Origin of the sequence: Pontibacter populi, from assembly GCF_040278685.1 — a bacterium.
Taxonomy (GTDB): domain Bacteria; phylum Bacteroidota; class Bacteroidia; order Cytophagales; family Hymenobacteraceae; genus Pontibacter; species Pontibacter populi.
This window is the reverse complement of the sequence record NZ_JBEOKT010000022.1, coordinates 26454-38520: the sequence shown is the minus strand read 5'-3', so window position 1 is coordinate 38520 and position 12067 is coordinate 26454. Positions and strand designations below refer to the sequence as shown.

The following is a 12067-nucleotide window of genomic DNA, read 5'->3' as shown; positions in this document are numbered from 1 at the left end:
GAAGCCTATTAAAATTTAAGCTGAACTATAGCCGTGTTCTTTTCCATTTGCCTTGCCTGAAAAACCACCAGCTTACCAGCGCGTGAAAGGAGTGGCAAATAGCTATAGCTATAAAGATCCCAGTCGCTTCCAGTTCGAGTATTAAAGCCAGGAAGTAAGCTAACGGAATCTCGAGCAGCCAGAGTACGCCGATGTTAATGAGCGCCGGTGTTCTGGTATCGCCGGCACCATTAAATGCCTGTATCATGACCATGCCCAAGCCAAAGAACACATACCCAAGCGTGATGATCTTTAGAGCTTCTGAAGCGATACTGATCACTTCAGGATCCTGGGAAAAGAAAGCAGACAGCTTCTCACCGAAAAGCAGGAAGACCAACGTAACTATGGCCATGAAAATCACATTATAACGGGCGGTGAGCCATACAGCTACTTCGGCTCTCCGGGCTTTAAGTGCTCCAAGGTTTTGGCCAACTAATGTGGCTGCTGCAGAACTAAGGCCCCAGGCAGGTAACAGTGTGAAAATGATGATCCGGAAAGCTATCGTATAGCCCGCAAGGGCATTGCTACCGAACTCAGCAATAATGCGGGTCAGGAAGATCCAGCTGGCTGAGTCGATCAGGTACTGCCCTATACCACCCGAAGAAACTTTTAAAATTTTGAGAATCACTGAAAAGCGGATAACAAGGTTCTTGCGCAGTATCTTTAGCGAGTGTTTACCGTTGAGCAAATGGTAAAGCTGGTACGCCACACCCACACTTCTGCCTATAGTTGTAGCCCAGGCAGCACCTTCCAGCCCGAGGCCTGTAAACGAACCCATGCCGAAGATCAGGATAGGATCCAGAACTATATTTACAGAGTTTGCGATCCAGAGCGCGCGCATGGCCAGGTGGGGTAATCCTGCTCCCCGGAAAGCTCCGTTTATCAGGAAAAGCAGGATGATAGGAAAGTTTCCTGCAAAGATGATACGGGCATAATTAACACCAGTGGACACTACTTCCGGGGTTGCACCCATGAGCGTTAGTATTTCAGGGGCAAAGTAAAACGCGACAGCACCCAGCAAAAAGGCTAAGCCGGTACCGGTCACCAGCAACTGGAATGTGATATTGCCTGCCTTATGATAATTCTTTTCGCCATACCGCCGCGATACCATGGCCGTTGCTGCGATACTTATGCCCATTCCCACGGCATAGATCAGCATCAGGATTGACTCTGTCAGGCCTACAGTTGCCAGCGCATCTGCCCCAAGCCTCCCAACAAAGAAAATATCAACCACAGCAAACAGAGACTCCATTAGCATCTCCAGAATCATGGGAATAGCCAGCAACACAATACTTCTCCGGATACCCAGCGTCGTATAGTCCTGCTCTTTACCTTTAATAGCAGCCCAGACCAGTTGGAAGTACTCGCTGGCTTTGTCTGAAAACATAAAATATAGTAGATTTTGTAAATTGTTCACTGCTTTTACGTATTGCTCTATTGCGGGAATATAATTTTTTTATCATTAGGTGCTTCTACCATATATTTTCCTGCTATTTTAATTTTATATCGCCTTGCTTGATAATAAATCAATATGTCGGGAATAGACTTTGAGGGAGAGACTGAACAGAGCCTTGTAGCTGCATTACGTGAGGGCAGACAGGAAATGCTCGGTAAATTATATGATGCCTATGCCCAGGTAATGATGGGTATTATATCCCGGATAGTGCATGATACTGAACTGGCAGAACAGGTGCTACAGGAAACATTTGTAGCTATCTGGTCTCGGATCGGAGTTTATGATGCTTCTAAAGAACGCCTGCTTACCTGGGGGTTGTCCATAGCCCGCGGTATAGCTCTTGAGGCTGTTAAATCGCAACGTTATCCTAATACTTCTGACTCTCTGAATAACCCATCAACACTTTCACAGCAAAATAAAAAAGTGAATTTGCATAACGGGCAGGTAAAAAAACAGGATCTTTGCACACTTGCTCCTAAGGATAGAATGGCGCTGGAATTACTTTACCTCAAAGGCTATACATGCGAAGAGGCTGCAGGTAAATTGGATATGACGGTGGAAGAACTAAAGACAGTTTTAAAAAGAGCTTTCAAACATTTAAAGGCAGAGAGAGCAGCATGAATCCTATTACTGAATTTATAGAGTCTGGCATCCTGGAACTATATGTGATGGGCGCCGCCAGTCCGGAAGATATACGTGCTGTTGAGCAAATGGCTATTGCCCATCCTGAAGTAAAGCAGGAAATAGAGCAGATAAGCCAGGCTATAGAATATTATGCGCAGACCTGTGCCATAAAGCCACGAAGAACTGTTAAGACGCTCGTGATGGCAACTATAGATTACCTGGAGCGGATGAAGCAAGGCGAACTGCCAGAGTCTCCGCCGGTATTAACACCAGCATCTAAGGTCAGTGATTATGATAAATGGCTGGCAAATGAACAGGCTATACTTCCGGAAAATGCCGAAGGAATATATGCCCGGATCATAGGTTATACTCCAACTGCCACCACGGCAATTATATGGGTAAGTGAAGAAACAGAGCAGGAAGTGCACCATGACGAATACGAACGGTTTCTGGTTGTGGAAGGTACCTGTAAAATGCAGGCTGGAGATAATACTTTTATGTTAGGGGCAGGTGATTATTTTGATATTCCGTTGCACACACCACACCAGTTAACAGTTACATCTAAAGTACCCTGCAAAGCTATTTTGCAACGCCTGAGCGTAACCTGAGAATTTCTTAACTATAGGTATAGCCGCCATTTTTTTTGCGTTAGCTCATTTTAAGTAATGTTACTATAGCCAGAAACTAAATATACTTTCTTATTCTATCTCCAATCTCCGGCAGTTACTCCTGTAGGTGCCCTTTAGCTAAAAGTATATCCAGGTTTAAAGGAATAGCTTTAACTAGGTTACAGTTCTCTGTCCTGCTGCATGGCTATTATAACTAACAGCGTAGGGATACGATCTGGATTGCAGACAAAGATCAGAGTTTAATACCATTGCCTCCTGCTACGAACAGTTACAGCTTGGGTACCGCCGTTTAAAACGGCATAGTCCTGCTATTGCCTTTTTTAGGCTAAAATAAGTACACGGTTTACCCATTCCTGTAGTACTACGCTGAATGTAGTCCGGCCTATTATCCAGATCACGAAATATACCTTATCTTTAAATCGTAACCTTAGATCTCATTTCTTATTATACAGATTGATAAATGATGAAGCTCGTCCAGACAATCCTGCTGGTTTTACCCATCCTTACGTTTGCACAATCTAAACCAGCTCCTAACCTGGTTCAATATGTAAACCCCATGATCGGGACTGCTAAAATGGGACATACATACCCGGGGGCAACGGTTCCGTTTGGCATGGTGCAGCTCAGCCCTGACACCGACACGATACCCTATGAAGTAAATGGCAGGTATAACAAAGACGTGTATAAATATTGCGCCGGTTATCAGCACGACGACAAAACTATAGTTGGTTTTAGTCATACCCATTTCAGCGGTACCGGGCACTCAGACCTGGGCGATTTCCTGATCGCACCAACCACGGGCAAACTACTGCTGAACCCCGGCACCGAAGATAAACCGGAATCCGGTTACCGTTCAGCCTTCTCGCATACCAGCGAACAGGCGGAACCGGCCTACTATAAAGTAAAACTCGACGACCACAACATACTGGCAGAACTTACGGCTACCAACCGTGTGGGTATGCACCAGTACACTTTCCCTAAGTCTGATGAAGCCCATATAATTCTTGACCTGATGTCGGGAATTTATAACTACGATGGCAAAACCACCTGGACCTTTGTACGCGTGGAGAATGATACCCTGATCACCGGTTACCGCCAGACGAATGGTTGGGCCCGTACCCGCACGGTATATTTTGCTATGGCCTTCAGTAAGCCCTTTTACCAGTATGGCAACAAAGATTACTCAGAAGCGCAGGTATACAAAGGCTTCTGGCGCAAGTTCGACCAGACCAAAAACTTCCCGGAGTTTGCGGGCAAAAAGCTTCGTGCCTATTTCGACTTCAAAACACAGGAAGGGGAGAAGATAAAGATCAAATTTGCACTCTCGCCGGTGAGTACCGAAGGCGCCCTGGCAAACATGCGCGCCGAGATTCCGCACTGGGACTTTGACCGTGTGAAACGCGAAGGGCAGGCACTCTGGAACAAGGAACTGAACAAGGTAGTGGTAGATGCCGGCAAAGATGACCTGGTGAACTTTTATACGGCTATGTACCATTCCTTTTTAGGGCCAACAACTTATATGGATGTGGATGGCAAGTACAGGGGTCTAGATATGAATGTGCATCAGGCCGATGGCTTCACCAACTATACCAGCTTTTCGCTCTGGGATACCTACCGTGCCCTGCATCCGCTGTTCAGCATTTTGCAGCCTGCCCGCAACAACGATATGGTAAAATCCATGCTGGCGCATTACGACCAGAGTGTACACAGCATGCTGCCGGTCTGGTCGCATCATGCCAACGAGAACTGGTGCATGATCGGGTACCATGCGGTGCCGGTAATTGCTGATATGGTCATGAAAGGGATGGCCAATTTTGATGCAGACCGTGCCCTGGATGCCAGCGTGCAAACGGCCCGCACCCGCTACTACGATGGACTGGAATACTACATGGATATGGGTTACGTGCCCGAAGACAAGAATGGCTCATCAGTATCTAAAACCCTGGAATATGCTTACGATGACTGGTGCATTGCCCAGATGGCGAAAAAGCTGAACAGGCAGGATATTTACGAAGAGTTCAGCAAGCGTGCCCGGAACTATAAGAATGTATATGATGCCAGGACTAGTTACATGCGTCCGAGACTAAGCGATGGTACCTGGAAGAAGGAGTTTGACCCACTTGATACACATGGGCAGGGCTTTATTGAAGGCAACTCCTGGAACTATAGTTTGTATGTGCCACACGATCCGGCTCAGATGATCGCTATGATGGGAGGGAAGGCGCGCTTTGTTCAGCACCTGGATTCACTTTTTACCATGGAGCTGCCGGACAAGTATTTCGAGAATACCGAAGACATTTCCAGGGAAGGAATTATCGGGAACTATGTGCACGGTAACGAGCCAAGCCACCATGTAGCCTACCTTTACAACTGGACAGATCAACCCTGGAAAACGCAGGAGCGCACACGCATGGTATTAAAAGCCATGTATAAACCAACTATAGATGGCCTGGGAGGTAACGATGATTTTGGCCAGATGAGTGCCTGGTATATCTTCAGCGCGTTGGGTTTTTATCCTGTTGCGCCAGGTTCCGAACAATATGCCATTACCAGCCCGGCCATTAAATCGGCAAGTATAAACCTGGAGAATGGCAGGACTTTTATAGTTGATGTAAAGAACCAGAAGGACAGGAATGTGTACATTCAGAAAATGGAGCTGAATGGACAGCCGTTTCACCGCACGTACCTGACGCATTCCGAGATCATGAAGGGTGGCAAGATCACGTTTTATATGGGGAGCAAACCGAACAAGAAACTGATGGCAGTTGCCCCGTAAGCACGAACCAGCAAAGAGTTATAAAACAGGAAAGCATCTTAAACCAGAGGTGTTTTCCTGTTTTATAGGAATATTACAGGTTAATTGTTCAGTAGAACGAAGCGAGCATTTCGGTTAGTTACTTGTTATTGGAAGGCCGGCGACTGATGTGTTAGTAACAACCTTGCCTGATATGTCCTGCCTGATACTTGCTGAAGTAAAGCTGAGCTTTGATATTATTGTAACGCACGTGCACAACTACGATATTAAAAAGCTGCTGTCCGATTCCAGCAAATCTACTATGGAAGTGGAGACCGCACTGGCGACCCAACTCCATCAATTTAAGGGATATTCATTTTTAAGCTGTCATTCATGACTGGCGTAGGGCCCGCTTTAAGTCAGAAACCTATTTTGGATGTATTGAAGAGGCTTTCAGACAGATATCTCACAGCCAGACTGGGACCTCTTGGCTCTCGTATCAGGCAAGTTGAGATGACATTTTGCTTAGGTTAACACAATTGATCAGCAACCTCCCTTGCCGGCAGTAATGGATAATGATATCTCTCATTTTTTAATGTAGCCTAAACGGGGTACTATTGTCTTTAGGTTTAGAGTTACCTTTTCTCATGTTTGACTTAATTAAACTGCTCACCAACCAAACGCGGTCAGAAATGCAGCTGCTGACAGATGACGTTAGCTGCCCTTGTCGCCGTTTTTTAGTAGATGGAGTATATATTTATATTAACGACCACATGCTGCTGAAAGAACTAACCCCCTTTTTGGGAGAAGGTGATGAAATAAATGCGGAAGGAATGGCTAACCTGAAAAAACGTTATATGGCTTCTGATAAATAATCTGCTGTTGATACTTTATAAAGACCATCTCATCCAACTGGATTATGATCCTGCTGAAGACCTTTTAAGGACCAGCCTGCAAACTGTCCGGCCTTACGATGCGGCTGAAGTCCGGAGTACCTTTATCTCTATTATTGCCTGTGTAAAAGATTACAACATTACCCGCCTGCTCCTGGACTTCACGAGCAACACTTACGATCTGTCCGAATCAGAATACAAGACCACTATGGCCCAGCTAACGGTAGGCCTGCTGCAAACCTCCCTTCGGAAAGTGGCCCGCCTGACCACGCCGGATAACACACGTGAATACAAGATCGCTTCTATGTTAGGTAATATTAAGGATGCTGTGCCCGTGCCTGTGCAAGTACAGATGTTTGACAACAGGGATGAAGCTATGCGGTGGCTGCTGCACAAATAAACCTTGCCTTACAGTAAGCTCCCTTAGTTTGCATAATGCCCCGGGAAGAAGCCTTTTTACATGAGTTACAATTCCAGAAGGCTTTCAATTACTATAGCGGATAGGTAATTTTCAGGAAAGCTATGGTTGTTACTTTACATACTGCTCCTGTTCGGTCTTTCTTAATAAGCCTAAGCCATGAAGCGTTTGCAGCAGGCTGTCGATCTGTTGCAGGCGCTGCGGTTGCTGTGGTTTGGCTACAGGCTTGAACTGAACTATAAGGTCTTCGGCGGTGGCTGGGCGCTCGTGTAGTTGCAGGGCGCGTTGCACGGCCTGTGCCTGCTCCGAAAGCGTTTTTGGCCAGGCCAGGGTTTCTTTGGCGGTGGCTTTTATAGTTTTGGCTTTTGCTTCTATGCCCATGTCGGTTTGCTGGGTGCCTTGCGGGTTCTGGTACTCGGGGCGGAGCCAGCGGATGTGGCCGCGTGCTTCTTCGCCGGCGCGTTCCTTATTCAGCGCAACCAGGCGTTCCAGTATTTCTTCTTCGGGCAGGTTGGCGGGCCAACTATAGGCGGCGGCAACAGCGGCATCGAGCTCGGTGTGCAGTTGCAACAGTATACTGACCAGACCTTGTTCGTGGGTTTTCAGTTCTTTGGCATTCAGTGGCTGGCCCGACCGCAGTTTCTCCAGCACGTTATACATGTCTGTTATAGTTAGCGTGGGGTGCTGCGCCTGCCGCTGCTTGCGGTGCGCGTCTAGCTGCTCGGCTATAGTTCGAATCTGCTCCTTCTGCGAGTCGGTGGCGGCAGGGAAGGGGAATTTACCAAAACAGTCGGAGTGATTATAGTTAGAATCATTTCCAACTCCAAGCCAACCTCCTGTTGCCATAGCCCAAGAAACATGAATCGTACTTGTTAAAACCCCTAATTGATAATAATCATCAAGAGCAATCGCTACTATTTTTGCATCAGGTATAAATGAGGAATCAAGGAAGCTGAAAATTCTATGTTTTGCTGTTCTGCAAGTAGCGATATACTTTGTTATACCTTTAGAAGCGCTTCTAAACATAGGAGCATTTTCACCAAAAAGCCACCAGTTTTTACGACGTGTTTCTCTTCTGTTTAAATCTCTCTCAGGCTTAACATATGTGAGCAGGTGATGATATAAAGTAGGCTGTGCTGTTCTAGCTTTTTCTTCATTGAATCCAGTAAAATCTATTACGTACTTCTGCTCAAATCTTTGGACAAGATCTCTTCCTATAGCATAAGGGCGTAATGTTGATGGCAAGTTTTCTAATTCAAAGCCATACTTCTCTACATCAGCTTTAGACAATCTGAACCCTAAACCAAGAGGATTTGCACCTTGACTTGCTAGCTTGCTGTTAGCTTTAAGCATTTCAGTCTGAGCTGTATTTGCACCTACTGTTATATCACTATGAATTCGACCTTCTTTCTCTTGTATTACAATCTTAATTTCTACACCATCTGTTTCATCTTCTTTGACTACACTCTGTAATCTCCCACTAAGTTTACCTTTTTCAGCAACAGTAATAGCAATTCGAACAGCTGCTCCATCTGCGCTATCAACCCATGGGTGATCAGGAAAAGCATATATCAGAGAAAGAGGTGAGTTTGATTCCATAAAAGACTCAATCATCTTTCTATTGAAAGCTTGGGTGATACTATTAGTTGTAATCAGACCAAACCTTTCTGCCTTTCCAGCTTGTACTATATCAGCTGCTTTATGCCACCAGTACATTACGAAGTCCATACTGTCTGGAACTATACCTTTGTAAGCTTCTCTCAACGCTTCGGTATAGCCATCTCCCAAAGCATCGCGCATGCGCTTATTGCCCACAAACGGCGGGTTGCCTACTATAAAATCGGCTTCGGGCCAGGTGGCGGGTTTGGGGTCGAGGTAATCGTAAACTATAGTTCGGGCGGTTTCGTCGGGTACTTCCTGTCCGGTAACCGGGTGCGTTTTGGTGCTGTGGCCGTCCCAGCGGGTAACAGGCTGGTTGTTGGCGTCAAGGCGCGGTTTGCGGTCGGAGTAGCTCAGCACCGCGTCCTGCTGCTTTATGTTGCCATACTCGCGCAATATAGGGTTGCTCAGGCGGGTGGCCGAGCCGTGCGCCCTGAAGTGCCATTGCAGATACCCGATCCAGAGCACCACGTCGGCAATGGCCGCAGCCCGTGGGTTTACTTCCAGGCCCAGCAGCTGCGCCGGCGTTACAGTATAGCCGCCTGTCATGTCGAGCGTTTTCTGCCCCGGGAAATGGTCGAGGTACCCGGTTACTTCACCTTCCAGCCTTTTAAGGTGCTCCAGGGTTACGTACAGAAAGTTGCCGCTTCCGCAGGCCGGGTCCAGCACGCGCACCGAGCACAAACGGCGGTGGAAGTTTTCTATCTCTTTGCGGGCTCCGGCTTCGTCGCCGTTATCTTCGAGTATAGCCGAGGCGGTGCGGGCAGCTTCCCACTCTTCGCGCAGCGGCTCAATTACTGTTGGCATAACCAGGCGCTCTACGTAGGCGCGGGGCGTGTAGTGGGCACCCAACTTGTGGCGCTCGCGCGGCTGCAAAGCCCGCTCCAGCAACGTACCAAAAATGGCTGGCTCCACGTCGGCCCAGTCGGCCTCGGCGGCAAGTATAAGCAGGTCTAATTGGGCTTCGGTAATAGGCAGCGCTTCGGGGTCTTTAAACAAATAGCCGTTAAACTGCGGGATGTTGGTGCGCAGGGCCGCATCAAAACCGCCACGGTCCATACTTTGCCACAGCGCCTGCAACGCGTGCGGGAAGTAGGTGATGTTGTGGCGGTAGTCCTGCAGCAGTTTGGTAAACGACTTTTCGGGCAACAGCTGCACGTCTTCGGCAAACATGGTAAACAAGCAGCGCATCAGGAATCCCGACACCTGCTCCGGGGTATAGCCGGTCTGCTCTAAAGAGGCAGCCAGTTTCGCCAGCCGTTCGGCCAGCGCACGCGTTACCCGTGCTGCACGTCGGCTTGGGTCCAGTTCCAGCGGCTCGGTAAAGAGCAAACGCAGGCGCTCGCGCACTTCAATGCGGTGCAGCTCATCTAAGGTAATTCTATAGTTCTGCGGATCAGGGAAGGGTACATAGGTCTTTCCCTGCCGCGCAAAGTCAGCATACAGATCCAGGCAATAACCCACATCCACAACAGCCAGAAACGGTGGCCAGCCTTCGGTGGTCGGCAAAGAGCGGGCATAGCGCAGCGCCTGTTCCTTGGCCTTTTTCATTTCGCGGTCCCAGGTACGGGTGTCGCGGGTGGCGGTACCAGTTTTGGTTTTTGCCCGTTCCGCGCCCAGCATTTCGGCCTCGGTTATAGTTGCTTTGTCGGCGCCCTGCTTGGCTTCCAGCACAAAACAATCCTTCTTGTAAAGGTCGATAAAGTTGGTGCTCGTCTTGCCCTCCCCGTCATCAAACACCACAGGCCGCTCAAAAGTATAGCTTGCCTCGTGCACCTTGTCGGTGGCCGGCTGCGGCTTCTCCACGCCCAACAGCTCACACAGCTCGGTTAAAAACAGCTGGTAGTTAGCACGTTCCGAAGCACCGGAGGCTTTCCAGCGGGCGATGAAGTTTTCTATAGTTGGGGTAGCGGTAGAGGGCATGTTTGTTTCCGTGTTTGGCTATAGTTTACAAAATGCAGTTTAGGAAAATTTAAGGAGAAAATAAGAATCACACAACCGGAATCATGAATTTTCTATGGGCTGGAGATGCTGGTAACACAGGTTTCGGACTATAGTTTAATGTTCGGACGAAAACTAGTATTATAATTTTAAGAATATCTAATTGATTAAATACAATATAGTAATAACAAAATAGTGCAATTAAAAATAAACTAATTTAAACTTAATCAATATGTTATCGTATCACTTCAATCTATAAATGTAATAATTCAACTATATACCAACGCAAACATTTTTTACCCTCTTACACCTTTCTTTTATGAAAACACCTAAAATTTCTCTATTCTGTATTGCCTTAGGGTTCCTGACTGTATCCTGTGAAAAAGATATGGAAGAGATGGATATTAAATCAAGTTCATCCACTCAAAACTCTGTTACTCTGTCGGGTGCAGTAAAGCTTGACAATACTATAACCCTGAAAAATTCAGCTGAGCTTGCGCTTATAAACGAGAGCCTAAGGGATTATTTGGTAGTGAACAATGCCATTGAGCCTACTACATGTGGGCCTACTGAATTTGTAACCGTGCAGAATAAGTATATCAGCCAACTTGGGCAGGAACTTGTTCCGGCATTTGGTGGAGCTATCGCAAACTATCTGTTTGGCCTTTACATGGATATTAACTTTGTTTCGGCCTATTTAGACCAGACTGAGCCACAGACCTTCGGGGAAAAAGGAGAGTACACCAATTTTATGACCAAGCGAAAGCGAGAACTGGAAAGCTTCTGGAACATGCCGGGTGAGATTAGAGTGAACGGGCAACATAACGCAACGCTAAATGATCGTGATAAAGTAGCTTATATCTTATTTAACTACTTCTCTGGTTTTGCTACTGAAGCAGAAGCATACGAATACGCAGACCTGCTGATAAGCCTTAATGCTGAATTTTCTACTTTGCCTGAATCTCCTTTCTTTTCGGCGGATGGTTTTGCTACGAGTGGTAACCTGATTGTGATTGGGGATGGACTTGTGAAAATTGTAGCAGAGTCGGGTGTTGAGCAAGACATTGTTTGGACTGGGGTACTGGCACACGAATGGGCGCACCAGATACAGTTTGATAACTTTAAAACCTGGTACCCGAATGGTGCCGGCGCAACACCAGCAGAAGCAACCCGACATACAGAACTGGAAGCAGATTTCATGGCAGCCTATTATATGACGCATAAGCGCGGTGCTACCTATAACTGGAAACGTGTAGAGCAGTTCTTTACTCTTTTCTTCCAGATAGGAGATTGCAGCTTTACAAGTTCCGGGCACCATGGTACACCAATGCAACGTATGGCAGCAGCACGCTTAGGTTACGAACTAGCGAATGGGGCACAAGTGCAAGGTCAGATCCTGACCCCACAGCAACTACATGAAATATTCGTAGCTAGCATTGGTCAGATACTGTAGCAAAGGAATACGGAAACTATTATATCAAAAAGCCCCTGCATACCAGTTGCAGGGGCTTTTTGATATGACAGATTCGAGCCATTGTTGGTGTTTTCACCAACAATCCAGGTGCCTAACCCTTTATACTTGCTGGTGAAAACACACAGCAAGGGCGTATACTGAAGCCAGATAAAACACTAAACAGCTTCGTAGTTAAATGCCTGTTGGTGAACGACTATTTT

General features: G+C 47.0%; 8 protein-coding genes. 6 read left to right on the top strand and 2 right to left on the bottom strand.

The features are described from left to right. Positions 1 to 25 precede the first annotated feature (25 nt). Positions 26 to 1426 (bottom strand): MATE family efflux transporter, encoded by a 1401-nt coding sequence (locus ABS362_RS17510; protein WP_350414109.1) that lies wholly within the window; start codon positions 1424 to 1426, stop codon positions 26 to 28. A gap of 144 nt (positions 1427 to 1570) precedes the next feature. On the opposite strand from ABS362_RS17510, the gene ABS362_RS17505 reads away from it, so the two are divergent. The 5 genes from ABS362_RS17505 (at position 1571) to ABS362_RS17485 (ending at position 6775) form a co-directional block, all read left to right on the top strand. Then, positions 1571 to 2116: an RNA polymerase sigma factor gene (locus ABS362_RS17505; RefSeq protein ID WP_350414108.1), complete on the top strand. Its 546-nt coding sequence runs from the start codon at positions 1571 to 1573 to the stop codon at positions 2114 to 2116. After that, positions 2113 to 2727, top strand: coding sequence for a cupin domain-containing protein (locus tag ABS362_RS17500; RefSeq protein ID WP_350414106.1), 615 nt, complete (start codon positions 2113 to 2115; stop codon positions 2725 to 2727). Before ABS362_RS17505 ends, ABS362_RS17500 begins: the two co-directional genes overlap by 4 nt. Before the next feature lie 481 nt (positions 2728 to 3208). Then, positions 3209 to 5524 carry a GH92 family glycosyl hydrolase gene (locus ABS362_RS17495; protein WP_350414104.1) on the top strand — a complete coding sequence of 772 codons (2316 nt, stop codon included), beginning with the start codon at positions 3209 to 3211 and terminating at the stop codon, positions 5522 to 5524. 605 nt (positions 5525 to 6129) lie between these two features. Then, entirely contained in the window at positions 6130 to 6357 is a 228-nt protein-coding gene (locus ABS362_RS17490; protein WP_350414103.1) for a hypothetical protein, read from the top strand. Positions 6358 to 6364: 7 nt separating this feature from the next. After that, positions 6365 to 6775 carry a hypothetical protein gene (locus ABS362_RS17485; RefSeq protein WP_350414101.1) on the top strand — a complete coding sequence of 137 codons (411 nt, stop codon included), beginning with the start codon at positions 6365 to 6367 and terminating at the stop codon, positions 6773 to 6775. A gap of 129 nt (positions 6776 to 6904) precedes the next feature. On the opposite strand, the gene ABS362_RS17480 is transcribed toward ABS362_RS17485, so the two are convergent. Continuing rightward, entirely contained in the window at positions 6905 to 10375 is a 3471-nt protein-coding gene (locus ABS362_RS17480; RefSeq protein ID WP_350414099.1) for a class I SAM-dependent DNA methyltransferase, read from the bottom strand. Positions 10376 to 10712: 337 nt separating this feature from the next. Between ABS362_RS17480 and ABS362_RS17475 the strand changes: the two genes are divergently transcribed. Further along, complete coding sequence (locus ABS362_RS17475) at positions 10713 to 11846, top strand: M48 family metalloprotease (RefSeq protein WP_350414097.1); 1134 nt, start codon at positions 10713 to 10715, stop codon at positions 11844 to 11846. Positions 11847 to 12067: the final 221 nt, after the last annotated feature.

Excerpts from the sequence above, each read along its gene's own strand:
- ABS362_RS17510 (WP_350414109.1), bottom strand. The coding sequence starts at position 1,426 with ATGTTTTCAGACAAAGCCAGCGAGTACTTCCAACTGGTCTGGGCTGCT.
- ABS362_RS17505 (WP_350414108.1), top strand. The coding sequence starts at position 1,571 with ATGTCGGGAATAGACTTTGAGGGAGAGACTGAACAGAGCCTTGTAGCT.
- ABS362_RS17500 (WP_350414106.1), top strand. The coding sequence starts at position 2,113 with ATGAATCCTATTACTGAATTTATAGAGTCTGGCATCCTGGAACTATAT.
- ABS362_RS17495 (WP_350414104.1), top strand. The coding sequence starts at position 3,209 with ATGATGAAGCTCGTCCAGACAATCCTGCTGGTTTTACCCATCCTTACG.
- ABS362_RS17490 (WP_350414103.1), top strand. The coding sequence starts at position 6,130 with ATGTTTGACTTAATTAAACTGCTCACCAACCAAACGCGGTCAGAAATG.
- ABS362_RS17480 (WP_350414099.1), bottom strand. The coding sequence starts at position 10,375 with ATGCCCTCTACCGCTACCCCAACTATAGAAAACTTCATCGCCCGCTGG.
- ABS362_RS17475 (WP_350414097.1), top strand. The coding sequence starts at position 10,713 with ATGAAAACACCTAAAATTTCTCTATTCTGTATTGCCTTAGGGTTCCTG.